The following is a 20,053-nucleotide window of genomic DNA, read 5'->3' on the forward strand; positions in this document are numbered from 1 at the left end:
CCCGACGGCGGCCATGCGCCGCCTCGCCGACATCCCGTTGCTGGCGGGTCCCGAGCAGCCCTTCGCGGTGCCGGTCGACGACCTGCGGCGTGCGGCCGCGCCGCTTCCCGGCGACGAGGAGGTCGACTGGGGCCTGGTCGTCGTGCTGCGCCGCCGCGTCTCCGACGAGGTCACCCGCGAGACCGAGGCCCACGCCGAGCGCACCGGGAATCCGATGCCCGACGCCGACCGCCGGCTGCTCGCCCGGTCGATCATCAGCCGGATCGTCCACCAGTGGGCCGAGGACCAGACCCACCTCGGCGAGATGTGGACCGTCGAGCGCGAGCACACCTACGCCGACGCCCTCGAAGACGCGATCTTCGGCTACGGCCGCCTGCAGCCCCTGTTCGAGATGCCCGACGTGGAGAACATCGAGATCCACGGCTGCGACTCGGTCGTGGTGCAGTACGGCGACGGGCACCGCGTCGAGCTGCCGCCCGTGGCCGACTCCGACGAGGAGCTGATCGAGGCCATCCGGTTCCTGGGCGAGTCGGTGAACCCGCCGCGCCCGTTCGACGACGCGCACCCCACGATGACGCTGGCCCTCGGTGATCGGCACCGCCTGCACGCGATCGGCTTTGGATTGAGCTTCCGGCCGTCGATCGTCATCCGTCAGCACATCCTGACGACCATCGACCTGCCCGAGTTGGTCGACCGCGGCATGATGCCCGACGACGTCGGCCGCCTCCTGCACGCGGCGGTGCTCAACCGCACCTCGATCGTCATTGCCGGCGACCAGGGCGCGGGCAAGACGACCCTGCTGCGGGCCCTGATCGCCTCCATCCCGCACAACGAGCGGTTCGGCACCCTCGAGACCGACTACGAGCTGCTCACCCACCTCCAGCCCGGACGCCGCAACATGCTGGCCCTGCAGGCCCGCGTCGGCCTGGGCGAGGTGACCGACGGACGCCACGTGGGCGAGTTCTCCGTCGCCGAGCTGATCCCCGAGGCGCTGCGCCAGAACCTGGCCCGCCTGGTCGTCGGCGAGGTCCGCGGTGTGGAGGCCGGGGCGATGTTCGAGGCCATGCAGTCGGGCGCGGGAACGCTGAGCACGACCCACTCCCACTCGGCGGTCTCGACCATGGACCGCCTGGCGGCCCGCGTCGCGCAGGCCGGCGTGCTCAGCGTCGACGAGGCCTACCGGCAGATCGCCCTCCACATCGGGCTGATCGTGCACGTGCACCTGGTGGACGACACCTGGCGCGGCGGGGTCCGGACCCGCCAGGTCTCGCAGGTCATCGCCCTCACCGGGGCGGTCGAGGGCAACCGGCCCGTGTCGCACCTCGTCTACCAAGCCGAGACCCCCGGCACGTCGGAGCGGTTCCAGCCCGAGCCCCGCATGATGGACGAGCTGTCGCCCTTCCTCGCGAGCTGGCGGGCAGAACCGTGACCCTCCTCCTCGCCGTCCTGGCCGCCATGCTCCTCGTGGGCGGCATCGTCATCCTGGCGGCGGTCGCCGCGGGGGTGCTGGTGCAGCGGCCGCGGCGGGCCGGGGCGTCCACAGGCCTGTGGAAGAAGGCTGTGGACAAGCTGGCCGGGTTGTCCAAGCGCTCCCGCCTGACGATCGCTGTCGGACTGGTCGCCGGGGTGGTGGCCACCCTGTGGACGGGCTGGCCCCTGATGCTCGTCGTGGTGCCGGTCGCGGTGGTCGGCGTGCCGCACCTGCTGTCGGCGCCCAAGCAGGACCAGATCGAGCTGCTGCAGGCCCTCGACCGCTGGGTGCGCGGCATGACGGCCACGATGGCCACGGGCAAGTCGATCACCGACGCGCTGCGGCTGTCGGCCCGGACGCCCCCGCCCCTGTTGGCGGACCACCTGGTCCTGCTCATCCGACGGCTGGACGATCGCTGGCCCGCCCCGCAGGCGCTGCTGGCGCTGGCCGACGACCTCGACTCGCCCGACGCGGACGCGGTGCTGGCCAGCCTCGTCCTGGCCGCCCACCGCGGCGGGACGGGCGCCACGTCGACCCTCGCCGCCCTGGCCGACACCATCCAGGAGCGGCTCAAGGCGCTGCGCGAGATCGAGTCGGAGCGCTCGAAGCCCCGCGCGGTCGTCAAGCAGGTGACGATCATCACGCTGGTGCTGCTCAGCGGGTCGCTGCTCCTGGCGCGCGACTTCTTCGCCCCCTACGGCACCCCGGTCGGGCAGGCGCTGCTCGCCGGGCTGATCGCCGCCTACGTCGGCTCGCTGGTCATGCTGCGCAAGATGACGCTGCCCCGCGAGCGCCACCGCATCCTGAGGAGCCTGTCGTGACGGCCCTCTCGCTGATCCTGCCCGGGGCGGTGCTCGCGCTCGGGCTCGTGCTCGTCGTTGCGTCGTTCCGGCCCCAGCACGCCCGCCTCGGCGACGCGCTCGCCGTGTTGACCGACCGGGCGCCAGCCATCACGCCGGTCGAGGACGCGTCGGGTGCGCAGGGCGTCGAGCGGCTGGGGGAGTGGTGGGTCCGTTCGCGCCAGGTCGTCGCGCCGCCCGACCTGGAGCGCCAGCTGCGCCTGCGCGGCCGCTCGCTGACCCGGCACTACGCCTACAAGCTGCTCGCCGCGGCGGGCGGGTTCCTGCTGCCGCTCGTCGTGGGGATGGTGCTGTGGCTCGGGTTCGGGGAGTCCCCGTTGATGCCGGTCGTGTTCAGCCTCGCGCTGGCGATCGTGGGCTTCGTCACGCCCGACCTGATGCTGCGCGGCGCCAGCGCCGAGGCGTCCGAGGACGCCACCGAGGCCCTGCTGGCCTTCTTCGACCTCGTCACCCTCGAGCGGCTGGCCAACCAGTCGGGCACCCAGGCCCTGCACGCGGCCGCGGCACTCTCCGACGTCCCGGTGTTCGCCGACATCCGCGCGGCACTCGAGCGCGCCCGGCTCCAGCAGCGCGCACCCTACACCGACCTCAAGGAGCTCGGCCGCGAGCTCGACCTGCCCGCCCTGCGCGACCTCGCCGATGTGATGCGCCTCGACGAGTCGGGGGCCTCGCTCTCGACCGCCCTGCGCGCCCGCGTCAAGGAGCTGCGCGACGGCCACCTCACCGCCATGAAGATGGCGGCCTCCGAGGTCTCGGAACGGATGACGATGTGGATGGTTGTCCCCAGCCTCGTCTTCGGTTTGTTCTTTCTCGTGCCCCCGCTCCTTACACTCGTCAGTAGCGGTTGACCCACCCACCACCCCCGAAGGAGAACCGTCACATGTCCACCACGTCCTTGTTGAACACTGCCCTGGTCCACCGTGCCGTCGGCACGGCCCACCTGGTCCCCACGCGGCTGCGCGCGCTGCTGCGCCCCCGCGACGAGCGCGGCCTGTCCCAGTCCACCGAGCAGGCGCTGCTCGTCGCCGCGGCCATCCTCGTGGCCGGCGCGATCGGCATCGGGGTCTGGAACTTCGTGCAGTCGAAGCTGTCCGGCGGCGGCGTCACGATCACCGGCGGCCCGTAGTGAACCGCCCCGACAGAGGGATGTCGGGGTCCGTGCAGTGGGCGATCCTCGTCCCCGTCATCCTGCTCACCGTCCTGGGCGCGATCCAGGTCGGTCTGTGGGCGTACGGGCGCACCGTCGCCTCCCACGCCGCGATCGCGGCCGCTGAGGAGGCGGCGCTGCTGGGGGCGTCCGAGGCGGACGCCCGGGCCCTCGGCACCGAGATCGCCTCCGGCGGGGGGCTCACCGACATCCAGGTGCAGCTCGTCGTCGACGCCAACAACGCCCGCGCCACCGTGCGCGGCCGCATGCCCACCTTCGTCGACCTCGGCCAGACCCGCGTCCGCGAACAGGCCACCCGCCCCCGGGAGCAGGTGACCCGGCCATGACGACGACCGGACGCCGGGGCGAGCGCGGCATGTCGATCTCGGTCGAGCTGGCCATCCTGTTGCCCGCGCTGGTGGTGATCATCGCGCTGCTCGTGGGCGCCGGACGCCTCGCGCTCGCCCGCATCTCCGTCCAGCAGTGGGCCGACTCCGCGGCGCGGACGGCGACGCTGGCCCGCGACGCCCACTCGGCCCAGGCCCGCGCCCACGCGGTGGTGGCCTCCGACGCCGGGGGCTCCGACCTGCGGTGCGCGGGCGGCTGGCAGCTCACCGTCGACACCGGGGCGTTCGCGCTCCCGGTCGGCCAGCCGGGCACGGTGCGCACCACCGTGCGCTGCCCGGTCGCCATGGCCGACCTGCTCCTGCCGGGGGTCCCCGGCACCATCCTCGTCGAGGCCGACGCCTCGTCGACACTCGATCGCTACCGAGGGAGAGGCTGATGATGCGTCGCATCCTGGCCCTGGCCGCCGTGCTCGCCACCGTCGTGGTGCCACCGTGGCTGCTGCTCGCCTGGGGTTTCACCGACTGGTCGGCCATCGGCCTGTGGAGCGCCACCGACGTCCGGGTGCTGCTCGGCGCCCTGACCGTCGTGGGGTGGCTCGCCTGGGCGGTGTGGGTCGCCGCGCTGGGCATCGAGTTCGCCAGCGCGCTGGCCGGGCGCCGCGTCCGGTTCACCCTGCCCGGGTTCGCGCTCCCGCGCGCGGTCGCCTCGGCCCTGGTCACCACCATCCTCGCCTCCGGGGCGGCCTCGCTCGCCCACGCGGCCCCGCCGCCCGTGGCGTCGGTCACCCAACAGGCGGTGCCGGTCGCCCAGCCCCAGCCGGTCGCGCTGGCCCAGGTGGTCGAGGCCCCCGCGGTCGCGACGGGCCCGACCCACACCGTCGCCCCGGGTGATGAGCTCTGGAGCCTCGCCGAGCGCTACTACGGCGAGGGCGCACGCTGGCGCACGATCGTCGCCGCCAACCCGTCGTTGCAGTCCGACCCGATGGCGCGGCTGGTGCCCGGCACGGTGCTGTCGGTGCCCGACCCGGTGGTGCTCGTCACCGTGCGCACCGGCGACACCCTGAGCGGCATCGCCCGCACCCACCTCGGCGACCCCGACCGCTGGCCCGAGATCCACGCGCTCAACACCGCGCGCATCGCCGACCCCGACCTCATCCTCCCCGGCTGGGTGCTCAAGGTGCCGATGGTCTGGCAGGCGGGTGTGGTCCCGGTCGCCCCGGCCCCGGTGCCCCTGCCGGAGTCGGCCCCCGAGGCCGCCGGCGAGGACAGTGCCGCCGGCACCGGCGCTTACAGCGGCGCCGATTCCGTCGACGCCCCGGCCGAGGCTGGCGCCACCACCGGCTCGGCCGGGCCCACGGCGTCCCTGCTCGCCCCCGAGACCGACGCTGGGCCCGCCGCCGGCCTGCTGGGCGGGATGACCGCCCTGTCGGCCGCCGCCGTGATCGGCGGCATCGGGGTGCGGCGCCGGGTGCAGGCGCAGGCGCGGCCGCTGGGCCGGCGCTACGCCCAGCCGACCGGCGAGCTCTCCCGGTACGAGGCCGCCCTGGCCCAGACCGTTCCCGCCGAGGCGGGCCCTGACCGCTCGCGCCTGCTCGAGCGCGCGCTGCGTCTGCTCGCCCACCACTGGTGGCAGGCGGGCCAGCCCGCGCCCACGCTGGTGCACGCGCTGGTCGGTCCCGACGACCTGGAGTTCGTGCTGCGCGCGCAGCCGTCCTCGGTGCCCGACGGGTTCACGCTGCTGGGCGAGAGCGTCGCGGTGCGCTGGTCCGTGCTGGCGACCCTCGCTGACGTCGACCACCCCGTCGCCTGGCCGGCGTTGGTGACGCTCGGGGAGCGTGAGCCCGGCCACCTCGTGATGGTCGACGTCATGTCGGCCGGCGTGCTCGGGCTGCGCGACGAGGGTGGTGAGGCGTCCGAGGTGCTGTCGGCGATGCTCGTCGAGCTGGCGTGCGCGCCGTGGGCGTCCGAGCTGGGCCTGCTGGTCGTCACCGCCGACCCGCAGTTCGCCGACGCCGCCGGGGAGGGCCGCATCGTCTGCGACCGCGAGGTCGAGGACGGCGTGGCCACCGTGGAGCGGCTCGTCCGGCAGCGCTCGCGCTTCATCGCCGAGGGTGGGTGGGACGGCGGACGCCTCGACCCCGACCTCGCCGAGGGGTGGTCGGCCCAGGTGGTCCTGTTCGAGGTCGCGCCCGACGCCGACCAGCTCGCTCGGCTCGAGGCCGCCGTCTCCGGCAACCCGTGCGGCGTGGCGGCCGTGGCGGTGGTCGATGCGGACCGCGGGACGTCCATCGACTGGGTGCTGTCGACGTCGGGGGGAGTGCGCCGCCTCGCCGACCCCGACACCGAGATCACCCCGCAGCGGGTCCCGGCCGGCACGCGCCGGGCGCTCGCCGACCTGTACCGCCTCGCCAACGACGCCACCACCGAGCGCGCCCCGTGGTGGCAGTCCCCCTCGGAGGACGACGTGAACATCATCGCCCTGCGTCCCGTGCCGGACCCGGCCCCGAAGACCGGCCCGCGCCTGAACCTGCTCGGCCCCGTCGAACTGGTCGACACCGCCGGAACCCCGCCGGGCCGGGCGGTGCGCCAGTGCGTCGAGTACTGCGCGTGGCTGCTGCTCCACCCGGGCAGCACCCCGCAGCAGATGGGCGCGGCCCTGCTCGTGGCCGACGGCACCCGGCGTTCGAACATGAGCCGCCTGCGCACCTGGCTCGGCGCCGACGCCGCGGGCGACCTCTACCTGCCCGACGCGTACTCGGGGCGGATCAGGCTCCACGACGAGGTCACCTCCGACTGGGACGAGCTGCTCCTGCTCACCGCCGGCGGCGTGAACCGCCAGCCGCTCGACCGCCTGCTCGCCGCCCTGGAGCTGGTGCGCGGGGCACCCCTGGCCGACGCGGCGCCGGGCCAGTGGGGCTGGGCCGAGGAGTTCCGCACCGACGCGGCGGCGCTGGTCCGCGACGTCGGGGTCATGGCCGCGCGCGCCGCCCGGGAGCGCGGCGACCTGGACACCAGCCGCTGGGCGGCCAACCGTGCACTCGTGGCCGCGCCCGACGACGAGCTGCTGCTGGGGGAGCGGATCCGCACCGAGCACGCGGCCGGCCGCGCCGACGAGGTCGTACGCCTCGTGGCCCGCGTCACCCGCACCGCACGCACGCTCGGCGTCGACCTGCTGCCCGAGACCGTCGACCTCTGCCAGGAGGTGGTCGAGGGGCGCCTGCGGGCGCGCGCGTGAGGCTGGTCGTCCGCCGCCGCAACGGGAACACGCCGGTGTGAGACAGTGCGTGCCAAGGAGGACACCGATGTCGACCGCACCGATCGCCACGTGGGGCGACCCCGCCCACCTCGCGTGGCTGGAGGACCACCGCACGCAGCTGCTCGACTTCTACGCCCCCGAGGTGTGCCGCGCCGAGGGCGGCTACCACTGGATCGGCAACGACGGCCACGCCGTCGGTCTGCCCGACGGCTGGTCCGTGGATCACGTGCCCGGCCCGGCGCTCGGCGAGGCATCCTTCATCCACCCCGCCGAACCACCTGCCGGCGTGATCGCCGACCTTGCGGAGTGGCTGGCGCGTTGCCCCGCCGTCGACCCACGGTGGCGCGACGTGACCCGCTTCGCGTGGTGGACCCTCGGGGTGAACACCCTCGTCCTCGACGCCCCAGCCGGGCTGAACCGCGCCGTCGTGCCCTCGAAGATCGGCTACGTGGGCCTGTGGCAGTGGGACGCCTACTTCATGGCGATCGGGTTGCGCCACGGCGATCCCGGCCTCGCCCGCGAGCAGCTGCGCATCGCGCTCGCCCACCCCAGCACCTCCGGCCAACTGCCCGACGTCGTGCACGAGGACGGCATCCTCGCCTCCTCCGACGACCTCCCCCCCCGGGCGACCTCGAGAATCTCCGTGCGATGGCCTCCCCCAGCCTCGCCCACACCGCCGTCCCCCTCACCAAGCCGCCGCTCACGGCGCTGGCCGTGGCCCTCATGGGTGACCAGTCGGTCGTCGACGAGTTCCTCGCCACGATGCTGGCGGCGCAGGAGTGGTGGTACCGCGACTCGGCCCCGGCCGGCCGCCCCGCCTACCTGCACCCCTACTCGTCAGGCCTGGACGACTCCCCGATCTTCGACCACGAGGCGATCCTCGTCTCCCCCGACCTGTCGGCCTACCTCGTCTTGGCGGACCGGCTCATGGCCGGCTGGCTGCGCGAGCGCGGCCGCGACGCGGAGGCCGAGCGCTGTACCGCCCGCGCCGATGCCGAGCTGGCGGCCCTCATCGAGTCGTGGAACGGGGAGTTCTTCCCCAGCGTCGGCGAGGCGGGCGACGTCGTCGCCTCCGAGGCCATCGTCTCGCTCATGCCGCTGCTGGCCGACGGCCTGCCGCCGCACCTCGTGGACGGCATCGTCGCAGCCATCGAGGACCCGACCAGGTTCGCGACCGCGCATCCGCTCCCGACCGTGGCCGTGCGCGACCCCGACTTCTCCGAGACCCGGATGTGGCGCGGCCCCGTCTGGGTCAACACCAACTGGCTCGTCGCGCAGGGGCTTCGCCGCCAAGGGCTGATCGACAAGGCCGAACGCCTTGAGCGCGCGACCCTCGAACTGGTCGCGGCGCAAGGACCCAACGAGTACTTCCGCCCCGACACCGGGGTCAAGCCCCCGAGGGCCACGACGGTGTTCGGATGGTCCGCCGCGCTGACCGTCGATCTGGCGGTGGCCCACTCCTGAGCCCCGGTCTAGGGTGGTCGCCGTGACCTTCCTCGGCCAGCCCCACCACGACCCCTCCGAGCTCTACGTCTCGGACCCCCACCCCCACCGGGGCGACACCGTCGAACTGCGCGTGCGCGTGCCCGCCGGCCAGGTGGCAGCGGTGCACCTGCGGCACATGCACGACGGCGAGGCGGCGTTCGTCGCAGCCGCGCCCACCGACGGGCCCGGGCCCGACGAGTGGTGGGCCGCCCGGGTGCTGGTGGACAACCTGACCCTCCAGTACCGCTGGTTCCTCGTCATGGCCGACGGCGGCACCGCTTGGCTGAACGGCTCCGGCGTCCACCGTCGAGACGTCACCGACGCGGCCGACTTCCGCCTCATCACCACCGCCGCGCCCGCCTGGGTGGCCGACGCCGTCGTCTACCAGGTCTTCCCCGACCGGTTCGCGCGCAGCGCCCGCGCCGACGTGCGGCCGACTCCCGAGTGGGCACATGGCGCCCGCTGGGACGAGCCGCTGCGCACCTACGACCAGCAGCAACACCGCCAGATCTACGGCGGCGACCTCGACGGCATCATCGAGCGCCTCGACCACATCGCCTCGCTGGGCGCGACCGTGCTCTACCTCACACCCGCGTTCCCGGCCGACACCAACCACCGCTACAACGCCAGCACGTTCGACCGGATCGACGACCTGCTGGGCGGCGACGACGCCATGCGCCGGCTCATCGACGCCTGCCACGCCCGCGGCATCCGGGTGATGGGCGACTTCACCGCCAACCACACCGGCGCGACGCACGAGTGGTTCCTCGCCGCGCAGAACGATGGGAACGCCCCCGAGCGCGACTTCTACTACTGGACCGACGAGTACCCCGGCTACGCCTGCTGGCTCGGGTTCAAGTCGCTGCCCAAGCTCAACCACGCCTCGCCCGGGCTCACCGAGCACCTCTACGGCGAGGATGGCGTAATCCGACGCTGGCTACGGTTCGGGCTCGACGGGTGGCGCATCGACGTGGCCAACATGACCGGCCGCCTGGGCGGGATCGACCTCAACCGCGAGGTCGCCGCGCGGACCCGCGCCGCCGTCGACGCCGAGGGCGACCGCTGGCTGGTGGCCGAGCACTTCTACGACCTCCACCACGACGTCGACGGCAGCACCTGGCACGGCGCCATGAACTACGCAGCGTTCTCCCGGCCCGTGTGGGGCTGGCTCGAGCGGCCTTCGACCAATGCCGAGGACGCCCACTTCTCGGTGACGCGGCTGCTGCCGTCGATCGACGGACCGGCGATGATCGAGACGATGGCGGAGTTCATGGCGCAGGTCCCCTGGGCCGTGACGACGGCGTCCTTCAACATCGTGGGCAGCCACGACACGGGTCGGATCCGCTGGCGGGTGGGCGACGAGGGTCGCGCCATCGCCGCGCTGGGCCTGGCCCACACGCTGCCCGGCGTGCCGATGGTCTACTACGGCGACGAGATCGGTCTGGTCGGTGAGACCGGCGAGTACGGGCGCCGCCCCTTCCCGTGGCAGGCCGAGGAGACGTGGGCGACCGGCACCCTCCAGGCAGTGCGCGAGCTGGGCGCGCTGCGGCGCGACTCGCACGCCCTCCGCCACGGCGGTCTGCGCTGGATCGGGGCGACGGAGGACGCCGTCGCGTTCGTGCGTGAGTCGCGGCAGGGGTCGGCGCTGGTGGTCGCCGCTCGCGAGGCGACCGGGCAGAAGACCGTTCCGACGGCGCTGCTGCCGGGCATCGAGTCCGGCCGCCTGGCGCTCGGCAGCGGGATCCGGGTCGAGGGCAACCAGGTCGTGATGGAGGCCGAGCGCGGGGGCATCGCCGTCTGGGTCTGGTGACACGCGACAGCGACCCCCGGCGTAGTGCCGCGGGTCGCTCTCGTGTGGGGTCAGGACGCGGGCGTCGGATCGCCCTGCTCTGACGGCCCCGGCCACGACGACGAGCACGGCGGGTGGTTCAACGCGGTCATGCCCGACGGGGTCGACGACCGCAAGGAGCTGTACGGGCACGCGCACGTCCTGCTGGCCGGCAGCAGCGTCGCCCAGGCCGGGTTCGCCGAGGGGGAGCGACTGGCCCGCGAGGCGTCCGAACTCATCGACCGGCACTACTGGGTGGAGGCCGACGGCGCGGGCCTCGACTCGCTCGACCGGACCTTCGCCAATCCCGACCCCTACCGCGGGCTCAACGGCAACATGCACCTGACCGAGGCCTACCTCGCCGCGTACGAGGCCTTCGGTGACGACGTCTTCCTCGACCGGGCGCTGCGGCTGGCCCGGCGGCTGTCGGGGCCCGCGGCGTCCGGGGAGTACCGGCTCGTGGAGCACTTCGACCAAGGCTGGACGCCCGTGCGGGACTACAACCGGGAGGTGCCGAACCACCCGTTCCGGCCGTACGGGTCGAGGGTCGGGCACTGGCTGGAGTGGGCCAAGCTCGACCTGCAGTTGTACGGCATCACGGGCCAGGAGTGGCTGCTCGACGCCGCCCGCACGCTCGTCGAGGGCGCGTTCGCCGACGGCTGGCACGAGCCCGGCTTCGTCTACACCGTCGACTGGGATGGGACACCGGTCGTCGACGCACGCTTCTTCTGGCCGATGGCCGAGGCGACCGGTGCGCTGCACGCGCTCGTGCTGGCCACCGGCGAGGACCGCTGGCAGGAGCTGTACGGCCGGGTCTGGCAGCAGGCGCAGGCCCACTTCGTCGACCACGAGCGGGGTGGGTGGCACTCCGAGGTCGACGGTGACGGACGGCCCGTGCTGGTCACCTGGGACGGCAAGCCCGACCTGTACCACGTGTTCCAGGCGACGCTGTACCCCCGGCTCTCGCTCGACCAGGGGCTCGCGGCCGCGCTCACATCGGGAAGATGATCCCCGACTGGACGATCCAGACGCCGACGGTCATCAGGATCAGCGCCAGCACCACGACGACGACCGCGACCCGGACGCCGACGCTGCGGCGCGGCGGGGCGTCGTCCTCGAACGGGTGGGGGCGCAGCTCCTCGGGGACGTCGAGGCGCTCGTGGTCGCTCACGCGCCGACCCAGAAGAAGGCCGCCAACACCAGCGCGAGCCCGCCGAGCATGGCCAACCCGGCCACCACACCCGCCACGATCGCGAAGATCTTGAACCAGTCGGTGCCGCCGCCGGCCATCAGGGCCGCTCCCGGCGCGAGCGCAGGTGGTCCAGCAGCCAGGGCAGCTCGGTCTGCACGGCGTCCACCCCGAGGTCGAACAGGCGTGACCAAGCCGCGGACGGGCTCTCGGCGACAGCCTTCTCGTCGTCGTTCCCGGCGAACAGGGGGATGCCGGTGGTGAGGGTCTCGGAGTTCACCCAGGTGAGCAGGTGGTCGCGGTGCAGCTGCTCCATGACGCTGTCGTCGAACCACGGCGAGTCGTCGTCGTGGGCGATCAGCTCGACCCCGACGAGGTTGATCTCGTCGTCGTGGATCGGCAGCGCCCGGACCTCGTCGAGGGTGTAGCAGATCGCCAGGACCGGGTACTTGGTGCGGTGCTGGCGCAGCTTCTCCAGCGCCTGGGCCTCCCACGCCGGCACCTTGAGCAGGACCTGCTCGGCCATGCCGAGGCCGTCGAGCACGCGCAGCAGGGTCGGCCACCGCCACCACGAGCGGTCGAGCGCGAACATGAACGGACGCCCCCGGAATTCCCCGAGCAGCGCGGTCAGGCGCTCGACCCGGCTGCGGCGCAGCGGGCGGTCCTTCCAGTGGTAGGACAGCTCGCCGATCTCGCCGGCGGTCATGGTCTGGATGTTGCGGTCCACCCCGAGGAACTCGTTCTCGAAGCCGTCGTGGAATGCGAAGAAGACGTGGTCGACGCTGCTGGAGACGTCGATCTTGATGATGTCGGCGCCCGACAGCAGGGCCGCGCGCGCGGCGAGTGTCGTGTTCGACGGGACCGTGCTGGTGCTGACACCGCCGTGCGACACCACCAGCGGGCGGTGGGCCTCGACGAGGCGGTTGAGCAGGCCGTTGGTCTCGGCGTGGATATCGGCTCCGAACAAAGTGACACTCCTTGTCACGGTCACTTTCCCGGGGGGATCGGGGTGACCGTCCTCCAGTCTACGTGCGGGCGTGCCGATTCGGGAGGTCGGGGTGGCCGATCACCGCGGCAGGCGTTCGGAAGGGGTTTCGTGGAAAGATGGTGAGGGCCTGCGACGAAGGAGTGGAAATGGCTGAGTTCCTCTACGAAGACATGCTTCCGATCGGTGCTGACGAGACGCCCTACCGGCTCGTCACCAAGGAAGGCATCGAGACCGTCGAGGGACCCGACGGCCGCACGTTCCTCAAGATCGCGCCCGAGGTGTTCGAGAAGCTGGCCGAGGTCGCCATGCACGACATCGCCCACTACCTCCGCCCGGCGCACCTGTCCCAGCTGCGGAAGATCATGGACGACCCCGAGGCGTCCGACAACGACAAGTTCGTGGCGCTCGACCTGCTGAAGAACGCCAACATCGCGGCCGGCGGCGTCCTGCCGATGTGCCAGGACACGGGCACCGCGATCGTCATGGGCAAGCGCGGCCAGCAGATCCTCACCGAGGGAACCGACGAGAGGCCGCTGAGCAAGGGCATCTACGACGCCTACACCAAGCTCAACCTGCGCTACTCGCAGAACGCCCCCATCACCATGTGGGAGGAGAAGAACACCGGCTCCAACCTGCCCGCGCAGATCGAGCTGTACGCCGACACCGCGCCCGGCCACGAGAACACCTACAAGTTCCTGTTCATGGCCAAGGGCGGCGGCTCGGCCAACAAGAGCTACCTGTTCCAGGAGACCAAGGCCGTCCTGAACGAGGCCGCGATGATGCGCTTCCTCGACGAGAAGCTCCGCGCGCTCGGCACCGCGGCGTGCCCGCCGTACCACCTCGCGATCGTGGTCGGCGGCACCTCGGCCGAGTTCGCGCTCAAGACCGCCAAGTACGCCTCCGCGAAGTACCTCGACACGCTGCCCACCTCGGGTTCGATCTCGGCGCACGGCTTCCGCGACGTCGAGTTCGAACAGAAGGTGCTCAAGCTGACGCAGGACTTCGGCATCGGCGCCCAGTTCGGCGGCAAGTACTTCTGCCACGACGTGCGCGTGATCCGCCTGCCGCGCCACGGTGCGTCGCTGCCGGTAGCCATCGCGGTGTCCTGCTCGGCCGACCGCCAGTGCCTGGCCAAGATCACGCCCGAGGGCGCGTTCATCGAGCAGCTCGAGACCGAGCCGGCCAAGTACATGCCCGACGTGGTCGACGAGGACCTGGACGCCGACTCCCACGGCATCACCGGCACCGGCAAGGGCGCCGCGGTCAAGATCGACCTCGGCCAGCCGATGGAGGAGATCCTCGCCGAGCTCAGCAAGCACCCGGTGAAGACCCGCGTGCAGCTGACCGGCACCGTGGTCGTGGCCCGCGACATCGCGCACGCCAAGATCAAGGAGCGCCTGGACGCCGGCGAGGAGATGCCGCAGTACCTCAAGGACCACCCGGTGTACTACGCCGGCCCGGCCAAGACCCCCGCGGGCATGGCGTCCGGCTCGTTCGGCCCGACGACCGCCGGTCGCATGGACTCCTACGTCGAGCAGTTCCAGGCCGCGGGCGGCTCGAAGGTCATGCTGGCCAAGGGCAACCGCTCCCAGGCGGTGACGGACGCGTGCGCCGCGCACGGTGGTTTCTACCTCGGCTCGATCGGTGGGCCGGCCGCCCGCCTCGCGCAGGATTGCATCAAGTCGGTCGAGGTGCTGGAGTACCCCGAGCTCGGCATGGAGGCCGTCTGGAGGATCGAGGTCGAGGACTTCCCGGCCTTCATCGTCGTCGACGACAAGGGCAACGACTTCTTCGCCGAGGTCACCAAGCCCGTGCTGCTGCAGGTGCAGAAGAAGGCCTGATCCGGTTCGCTGCGGCCGGGTCGGCACCCTGTGGGTGTCGGCCCGGCCGTTCGCGTCAGGACACACCCGGCGATTCCCACTCTGCCCGCGTGATCGCGAACTGGCGGTGGAAGGTGCGCCGGTCCAGGTGCCAGGTGTCGCCCCCGCGCCCGGTCTCGGTCATGCCGAGCCGCTGCAGGATGCGCACGGAGGCGGGGTTGGCGTCCGCGGCCTCGGCCCACACCTCGTCCAGACCGAGGACGCCGAAGGCGTGGTCCAGCCCCTGCCGGGCCATGGCGGTGCCGAGGCCCTTCCCGAAGCGTGCGCGCCCGCCGACGAGGTAGCCGAGCTCGCGGCGTCCGGGTTCGGAACCGTGCAGGTCGACGTAGCCGACCACCTCGCCGCCTGAGACCGCGGTCAGGCGGAGCAGGTCGGCGGGCGGGTCCGCGACGAGCGCGGCCCAGCGCTCGCGGCGCTCGGCCGGGTCGAGGTCACGCGACCAGCCGGCCTCGTCGCAGAACAACAGGTCGTCGCCCCATGCCGCCATCACCGGCGCGTCGCCGGGCTCGAGTGGGCGCAGCAGGACGCCCTTGGTGGGGGTCCCGTCGGGGGACGACATGGGCAGGATCCCGAGCAGGGGGGTCAGGCCTCGAGGTCGGCCTCGACCTCGTCGGCGTCGACCTCCTCGCCGTAGGCCACCTCGGCGGCCGGGTCGGGCTGCTCCTGCGCGAGGCGCTCCTCGATGGACTCCTCGGTCGCCATGTCGTCGGTGTGGAAGGCCGCGTCCACGGGCGTGGCCGGGTCGTCGGGGACCATCGTCGCCGCGTCGGCGCCGTCGTACACGAGCTCACGCGTGTCCAGGTCCTCGGCCGTCACCTCGCCGTAGGGGCGGTTGGCGTCGGCGGCCTCGACCGCGTCCTGGCCCTCGATGCCGTCGTAGCTGCCGTCGTTCGCGTCGATGCTCATGCGCCCCAGCCTGACAAGGCCGGACGCCGGATTCAAGGGGTGTTCTCACCCCAGGGCGGACCGCAGGAAGGCGTCCACACGGGCGATGTAACCGGGCCGGTCGGTGAAGTAGGCCTCGCAGTGGTCCGCGCCGGGGAAGGTGACCAGCGTGCAGGCCGGACCCGCGGCGTCCGCGAGTTGCTCGGCGTGCGCGTACGGGATGACGCGGTCGCGGGTGCCGTGCAGCAGCAAGACCGGGCGCGGGGCGAGCCCCTCGATGGCGTCGAGTGGCCGCACCTGCGCGTAGGAGTACCCGTAGCGCAGCCGGTTGACCAGGTCGGCGAGCGGCACGATCGGCTGGGACGGCAGGCGGTAGCGGCGGTAGTTGGCGGCCACGACGTCGCCCATGGTGGCGAACGGCGAGTCGAGCACGAACGCGGCCACGCGCGGGTCGGACGCCCCCTCGAGGATGGCGGTCGAGGCGCCCATCGAGAAGCCGACCACGGCGATGCGGGCGTCGGGGCGCCGGCGCACCGCGAGGTCGATCGCCGCCCGCAGGTCGGCTTGCTCGTGGTGGGACAGCGACTGCGGCCCGTCACCGGAGTCCCCGTTGCCGCGGAAGTCGAACATCAGCACCGTGTGCCCGGCCCGCCACAGGCCCGAGCCGATGCCGAGCATGTCCGACTTGGTGCCCCGGTGGCCGTGGGCGCAGATGACGACGGTGTCGGAGCCGGGGGCGTCCATCCACCAGCCAGCCAGTTGCACCCCGTCGGCGGCCGCGAAGCGCACGTCCTCGGCGTCGGCGCGCACCTCGAACGGGGTGAACGCGTAGCCGGGCCACGGACGCCGGGGCCCGTTGAGGCTCCACGCGGTGTAGCCGGCCACGCCGATGGCGCCCAACGCGGTCCCGGTGGCGAGCGATCCGAGGGCGGTGGTGAGGCGGCGGCGCATGTCGCTGAGACTAGTCCGGCTGGCGAGGGGAGGCGGCGCTCGGCGTCCCCGCACCGAGGATCTCGACCAGCAGGCCCACCGTGCGCTCGGCGGGCACCACCCCGTCGGGTCCCGGACGCCGGCCCTCGAAGTAGGCGCCCCGCCCGTCGTGGTGCACCGGCCCGCCGTCGAGGACGGTGACCCGGCCGTCGGCGACCGCGTGGTGCCAGGCCGATCCCTTGGCGAACGGCCACCGCCCCGGGAACACCAGCGGCCCCAGCTTGCGGGAGAGGTCGCGCGAGCCGCGGATGTCCCACAGGTGCTCGACGTGCTCCAGGCCCGGGTCGTCGCCGAACACCCCGCCGATCGACACGACTGAGACGCGCATGCCCATCAGGCTGAGCATCGTGGACGCCCCGAGCGCCATCTGCGCACCCCCGCTGAACCCGATGAGGGTGACCGGCACCCCGCACCCGGGCGCCCACCCGGCGCGGTCGAGGGACCGGACGACCTGCTGGGCCAGCCCCGCGTTGAACGTCGGCCCGTAGCGCGGGTCGGCCGAGACCAGCACCTGCAGGATGTTGCGGACGTTGATCAGCTTCGGGGTGAGGCTCTCGCGGCGGGCGCGGCGCAGGCGGTCGAGGCGCGTCCACAGCCAGCGGGTGGCGCGCTGCACGAGGCTGCGGTTCTCCACCGAGTAGGGGAACACGTCGGCCAGCACCCGCACGCCGGGCAGGGCCGCGGCCACGGCGTCCAGAACGGCGCGCTCGCGCAGGCTCAGCCCGTCGCCGGAGACCACGCCGACCCCCGACAGGTACACGACGAACCGGTCGGGCAACGGGCCGGACGCCCGCGGCGCGGGTGCGCCCACGCGCGCGAACGTGCGCCGGGTCTCGACGGCGCCGCGGGTGGCCCACCAGCGCAGGGACTCCAGCGGCGCGAGCAGCGCGAACGCCACGAGCAGCGCGAGCGCCCCGCCGAGGAGCCACGTCCCCCAGGTCATCGGCCGACCTCCCGGACCTGCTCGGGAGCACCGACCGGGATGAACGGCGTGCCGGCCAGGATGTCGCGGCTGCTGACCAGGACGGGCTGGCCGGACGCGAGGGTCCACAGCCGCGAGCCCAGCCAGCCCAGCGGGGCGGCCAGCAGGCGGCTCACGAGTTGGGCGACGAGCCACCCGGACGCCGCCACGAGCAGCGCCTGCCAGGCGGGGAGCGCGTAGGCGGCGCCGAGGAGCAGGAACAGCACGAGGAACGACCAGGCGCCGAGCACCCGGCCCAGGCCGAGGCCGACGTGGGGGAGGAAGGTGAGGGCCGCGAAGACCTGCGGGGCCAGGGCGAGCAGGAAGATCGTGACGACCGTCTCGACCGGGACGTCGCGGCGCGTGACGAGGGTGGCGACGCCCCACGTGACGAAGGCCTCCAGCACCCGGAGCAAGGTGAGCCAGACGAGGCCGGCGACTCCGGCCACCACCGCGCGGACTCGCCCGACGTGGTTGAGGTACAGCACGCTCGTGTGGGCGATGCCCGTCGAGGCCCACGCCAGCAGGGCCACGCCGAAGGCGCCGGCCAGCGGCGGGTCGGAGGCCAGGCTCCGCGCGACGGTGGCGTCGCGGGTCAGGACGTCCACCACGAGCGTCAGCGTGGCGGCGAGCGCATCGAGCACGGAAGCATCATGCCCGGTCCGGCAGGGAGCGCCCGCGTTTCCTGAGTGGTACTTAAGTCTGAAAATCCGGGCTGAACCCTCCATCGACAGGCTGATTTCCGTCAGCCGGGGAGTGTTCCCCCTTTCGGAATCACAGGGAATTCTTAGACTTCTGTCATGCGCAACCCCACCGCACTGGACGCCATGGCCCGGTGGCTCGTCCTCACCCTCGCCGGTGTGGGCCTGTTCGCGCTCATCCCCGGTTCCTCGTTCGCTGCGCCGGGCTTCGCGTCCACCCGCTGGCTTTTCTCCCTGCACCCGGTGCAGCTGGTCGCCGCGGTCATGATCATCGCCGCCTGGGTCCTGTTCGTCGTGCACCTGGCGTTGCTCGGGGGCCCGTGGATGCGTGACCTGCCCAGCATCGCGCTGGCCGTGCTCGCCCTCGTCTCCGTCGGCGCCAGCGCCGCCGCCTTCACCTGGGGCACGACCACGTCGATCGTCACGGCCTTCCTGGTCTCGGTCGGCCTGCACGTGGCCCTGTGCCTGCGCATCGACCGCATCGCCCGCCACGGCCTGCCCGGGCGTCCGACCACCGTCGCGCGCAAGCGAAGGGCCGCCACCGCCCTGTGAGGCGATGACGGCCCGTCGGTCGTCGGTCGGGGTGGCCCGGGTCAGGTCAGAGGTACTCGCCCAGCGCCTTGACGATCGCGCCCTTGCTCTTGCTGCCGGTCAGCGACTGCACGACCTCGCCGTTCACGAACAGCTGCAGGGTGGGGATGCTCATGATCCCGTACTGCATCGGGGTGCTCGGGTTGTCGTTGGTGTCGAGCTTCAGGAACGTGATCTTGTCGCCGTACTCGCGGTCGAGCTCCTCGATGATCGGGGCGATCTGCTTGCAGGGGGTGCACCAGTCGGCCCAGTAGTCGACCAGCACCGGCTTGGTGGACTTCAGGACATCCTCGGCGAAGGTGGCGTCGGTGACGGCGGCGACCATGGGTGGCTCCTCGGATCAGGGAATCGGCAACGGCCTCCATGCTAACGCCGGACGCCGACGGTTTGTTTCGGCGTACCCTGCGGCCATGGAGTGGCTGCGCATCGGGGAGGTCGCCCGCCGGACCGGGCTCACGCACCGCACCCTGCGCCACTACGACGACCTGGGGCTGCTCGTCCCGTCGGGCCGCTCGGGCGGTGACTACCGGCTCTACGCCCCGGAGGACCTCGACCGGCTCCTCGCCATCCAGCACCTCAAGTCGCTCGGCATGGGCCTGGACGAGATCGGCCGGGCCCTGGACGACCCGGGCTTCGACGCGTCCCAGGCCCTGGAGCGCCACGTGGCCCTGGTCGAGGGCCGCATCGCCGCCGAGCAGGAGCTGCTCGACCGCCTGCACCGCCTCCGCGAGGCCTCGGGGAGCTGGGAGGAGGTGCTCGACGCCATCGCCCTGACCGAGCGGCTGCGCCACCCCGACGCGTGGGTGCGGTTCAGGGCGGCGCTCGAGGCGCCCACCGCCGCACCCCTGGCCGACCTGCTCGACGTGCTGCGCGGCGAGCCCGAGCCGGGCGTGCGCGAGGTGGTGACCTGGGCGATCGTGCAGCACGGCCCCGAGGCGCTGGACGCCGTGGTGGCCGGCCTCGCCGACGACGACCCCGCGGTGCGGCGCCAGTTCGCCCACGTGCTGGGCAAGATGGCCGACCCGGCGGCGGTGCCGGCGCTGGTGGGCCTGCTGGGCGACGAGCCAGAGGTGGCCGCCAAGGCCGCGTTCGGCCTGGGCCAGGTCGGCGGCCCGGACGCCGTGGCGGCCCTGACGGGCATGCTCGGCTCGGGCGCCTCGGGGGTCCGCGCCACGGTGGTCACCGCGCTCGGTGGCCTCGGTGCGGCGGCGGTGGAGGCCGTGCTGGGGCGGCTGGGATCGGCGTCGGCCACCGCGCGCGCCGATGCGGCCGAGGTGCTGGGGGCGCTGGCCGACGAACGCTCCGTGCCCGGGCTCGCCGGGCTGCTGGCCGACCCCGAGGAGGACGTGCGCATCACCGCGCTGATGGCGCTGGGTGCGATCGGCGGTGCCGAGGCCGCGGCAGCGATCGTGTCGGTGCGGGGTGCGGAGGGGCGCACCGGGGCGGTGGCCCGGCGCCTCGCGCCGTGAGTGCC

Annotated in this window: 22 protein-coding genes and 1 pseudogene; 14 read left to right on the top strand and 9 right to left on the bottom strand. The window is 73.0% G+C overall.

Annotated features, from left to right (window positions below; genetic code table 11):
* Window positions 1–13 precede the first annotated feature (13 nt).
* The 11 genes and pseudogenes from J4N02_RS00835 to J4N02_RS00880 all read left to right on the top strand — a co-directional run bounded on the left by J4N02_RS00835 (window position 14) and on the right by J4N02_RS00880 (window position 11,402).
* Window positions 14–1,429 carry a CpaF family protein gene (locus tag J4N02_RS00835; protein ID WP_188333799.1) on the top strand — a complete coding sequence of 472 codons (1,416 nt, stop codon included), beginning with the start codon at window positions 14–16 and terminating at the stop codon, window positions 1,427–1,429.
* Window positions 1,426–2,292 carry a type II secretion system F family protein gene (locus tag J4N02_RS00840; protein WP_182817448.1) on the top strand — a complete coding sequence of 289 codons (867 nt, stop codon included), beginning with the start codon at window positions 1,426–1,428 and terminating at the stop codon, window positions 2,290–2,292. Before J4N02_RS00835 ends, J4N02_RS00840 begins: the two co-directional genes overlap by 4 nt.
* Window positions 2,289–3,179, top strand: coding sequence for a hypothetical protein (locus J4N02_RS00845; protein ID WP_188333741.1), 891 nt, complete (start codon window positions 2,289–2,291; stop codon window positions 3,177–3,179). The genes J4N02_RS00840 and J4N02_RS00845 overlap by 4 nt, the downstream gene beginning before the upstream one ends.
* 32 nt (window positions 3,180–3,211) lie before the next feature.
* A complete protein-coding gene (locus J4N02_RS00850; protein WP_182817450.1) occupies window positions 3,212–3,457 on the top strand; it encodes a hypothetical protein in 246 nt (81 codons plus the stop codon).
* A gap of 32 nt (window positions 3,458–3,489) precedes the next feature.
* Window positions 3,490–3,825 (top strand): TadE/TadG family type IV pilus assembly protein, encoded by a 336-nt coding sequence (locus J4N02_RS00855; protein WP_188333740.1) that lies wholly within the window; start codon window positions 3,490–3,492, stop codon window positions 3,823–3,825.
* Window positions 3,822–4,262 carry a TadE/TadG family type IV pilus assembly protein gene (locus J4N02_RS00860; RefSeq protein ID WP_182817453.1) on the top strand — a complete coding sequence of 147 codons (441 nt, stop codon included), beginning with the start codon at window positions 3,822–3,824 and terminating at the stop codon, window positions 4,260–4,262. Before J4N02_RS00855 ends, J4N02_RS00860 begins: the two co-directional genes overlap by 4 nt.
* On the top strand, window positions 4,262–7,060 hold the full coding sequence (locus J4N02_RS00865; RefSeq protein WP_188333739.1) for a LysM peptidoglycan-binding domain-containing protein: 2,799 nt from the start codon (window positions 4,262–4,264) through the stop codon (window positions 7,058–7,060). Before J4N02_RS00860 ends, J4N02_RS00865 begins: the two co-directional genes overlap by 1 nt.
* A 67-nt stretch (window positions 7,061–7,127) precedes the next feature.
* Window positions 7,128–7,712 (top strand): annotated as a pseudogene (locus J4N02_RS17265) (MGH1-like glycoside hydrolase domain-containing protein); the annotation flags it as partial.
* A gap of 17 nt (window positions 7,713–7,729) precedes the next feature.
* Window positions 7,730–8,545, top strand: a complete 816-nt coding sequence (locus tag J4N02_RS00870; RefSeq protein ID WP_188333738.1) for an MGH1-like glycoside hydrolase domain-containing protein — start codon at window positions 7,730–7,732, stop codon at window positions 8,543–8,545.
* A 22-nt stretch (window positions 8,546–8,567) separates the two neighbouring features.
* Window positions 8,568–10,376, top strand: a complete 1,809-nt coding sequence (locus J4N02_RS00875) for a glycoside hydrolase family 13 protein (protein WP_208091059.1) — start codon at window positions 8,568–8,570, stop codon at window positions 10,374–10,376.
* A gap of 24 nt (window positions 10,377–10,400) precedes the next feature.
* On the top strand, window positions 10,401–11,402 hold the full coding sequence (locus J4N02_RS00880) for an AGE family epimerase/isomerase (protein ID WP_188333736.1): 1,002 nt from the start codon (window positions 10,401–10,403) through the stop codon (window positions 11,400–11,402).
* Here the strand turns inward: J4N02_RS00880 and J4N02_RS00885 are convergent.
* Genes J4N02_RS00885 through J4N02_RS00890 form a run of 3 tightly spaced genes read right to left on the bottom strand, consistent with a single transcriptional unit; the run spans window position 11,386 to window position 12,550 of the window.
* Window positions 11,386–11,565: a hypothetical protein gene (locus J4N02_RS00885; RefSeq protein ID WP_182817457.1), complete on the bottom strand. Its 180-nt coding sequence runs from the start codon at window positions 11,563–11,565 to the stop codon at window positions 11,386–11,388. The genes J4N02_RS00880 and J4N02_RS00885 overlap by 17 nt on opposite strands.
* The gene (locus J4N02_RS17010) at window positions 11,562–11,684 is read right to left on the bottom strand and encodes a hypothetical protein (RefSeq protein WP_255437175.1); all 123 of its coding nucleotides are present in this window, start codon (window positions 11,682–11,684) and stop codon (window positions 11,562–11,564) included. The genes J4N02_RS00885 and J4N02_RS17010 overlap by 4 nt, the downstream gene beginning before the upstream one ends.
* Window positions 11,684–12,550: a glycerophosphodiester phosphodiesterase family protein gene (locus tag J4N02_RS00890; RefSeq protein WP_188333735.1), complete on the bottom strand. Its 867-nt coding sequence runs from the start codon at window positions 12,548–12,550 to the stop codon at window positions 11,684–11,686. Before J4N02_RS00890 ends, J4N02_RS17010 begins: the two co-directional genes overlap by 1 nt.
* A gap of 167 nt (window positions 12,551–12,717) precedes the next feature.
* Between J4N02_RS00890 and J4N02_RS00895 the strand changes: the two genes are divergently transcribed.
* Window positions 12,718–14,412, top strand: a complete 1,695-nt coding sequence (locus J4N02_RS00895) for a fumarate hydratase (protein WP_188333734.1) — start codon at window positions 12,718–12,720, stop codon at window positions 14,410–14,412.
* A gap of 55 nt (window positions 14,413–14,467) precedes the next feature.
* Here J4N02_RS00895 and J4N02_RS00900 read toward each other — a convergent pair whose 3' ends face one another.
* Genes J4N02_RS00900 through J4N02_RS00920 form a run of 5 tightly spaced genes read right to left on the bottom strand, consistent with a single transcriptional unit; the run spans window position 14,468 to window position 17,931 of the window.
* Window positions 14,468–15,010: a GNAT family N-acetyltransferase gene (locus J4N02_RS00900; protein ID WP_188333733.1), complete on the bottom strand. Its 543-nt coding sequence runs from the start codon at window positions 15,008–15,010 to the stop codon at window positions 14,468–14,470.
* A gap of 23 nt (window positions 15,011–15,033) precedes the next feature.
* Window positions 15,034–15,357 carry a hypothetical protein gene (locus J4N02_RS00905; RefSeq protein WP_188333732.1) on the bottom strand — a complete coding sequence of 108 codons (324 nt, stop codon included), beginning with the start codon at window positions 15,355–15,357 and terminating at the stop codon, window positions 15,034–15,036.
* 45 nt (window positions 15,358–15,402) lie between these two features.
* Entirely contained in the window at window positions 15,403–16,287 is an 885-nt protein-coding gene (locus J4N02_RS00910; RefSeq protein ID WP_188333731.1) for an alpha/beta hydrolase, read from the bottom strand.
* A gap of 10 nt (window positions 16,288–16,297) precedes the next feature.
* The gene (locus tag J4N02_RS00915) at window positions 16,298–17,269 is read right to left on the bottom strand and encodes a hypothetical protein (RefSeq protein ID WP_188333730.1); all 972 of its coding nucleotides are present in this window, start codon (window positions 17,267–17,269) and stop codon (window positions 16,298–16,300) included.
* Complete coding sequence (locus J4N02_RS00920; RefSeq protein ID WP_188333729.1) at window positions 17,266–17,931, bottom strand: hypothetical protein; 666 nt, start codon at window positions 17,929–17,931, stop codon at window positions 17,266–17,268. Before J4N02_RS00920 ends, J4N02_RS00915 begins: the two co-directional genes overlap by 4 nt.
* Before the next feature lie 156 nt (window positions 17,932–18,087).
* Between J4N02_RS00920 and J4N02_RS00925 the strand changes: the two genes are divergently transcribed.
* Window positions 18,088–18,540 carry a hypothetical protein gene (locus tag J4N02_RS00925; protein WP_182817467.1) on the top strand — a complete coding sequence of 151 codons (453 nt, stop codon included), beginning with the start codon at window positions 18,088–18,090 and terminating at the stop codon, window positions 18,538–18,540.
* Window positions 18,541–18,586: 46 nt separating this feature from the next.
* Here J4N02_RS00925 and trxA read toward each other — a convergent pair whose 3' ends face one another.
* The gene (gene trxA / locus J4N02_RS00930) at window positions 18,587–18,904 is read right to left on the bottom strand and encodes a thioredoxin (RefSeq protein WP_188333728.1); all 318 of its coding nucleotides are present in this window, start codon (window positions 18,902–18,904) and stop codon (window positions 18,587–18,589) included.
* Between the two features lie 85 nt (window positions 18,905–18,989).
* Between trxA and J4N02_RS00935 the strand changes: the two genes are divergently transcribed.
* Window positions 18,990–20,048, top strand: coding sequence for a HEAT repeat domain-containing protein (locus J4N02_RS00935; protein ID WP_188333727.1), 1,059 nt, complete (start codon window positions 18,990–18,992; stop codon window positions 20,046–20,048).
* Window positions 20,049–20,053 lie beyond the last annotated feature (5 nt).

It is taken from the genome of Propioniciclava sp. MC1595 (genome assembly GCF_017569205.1).
Classification (GTDB): domain Bacteria; phylum Actinomycetota; class Actinomycetes; order Propionibacteriales; family Propionibacteriaceae; genus Propioniciclava.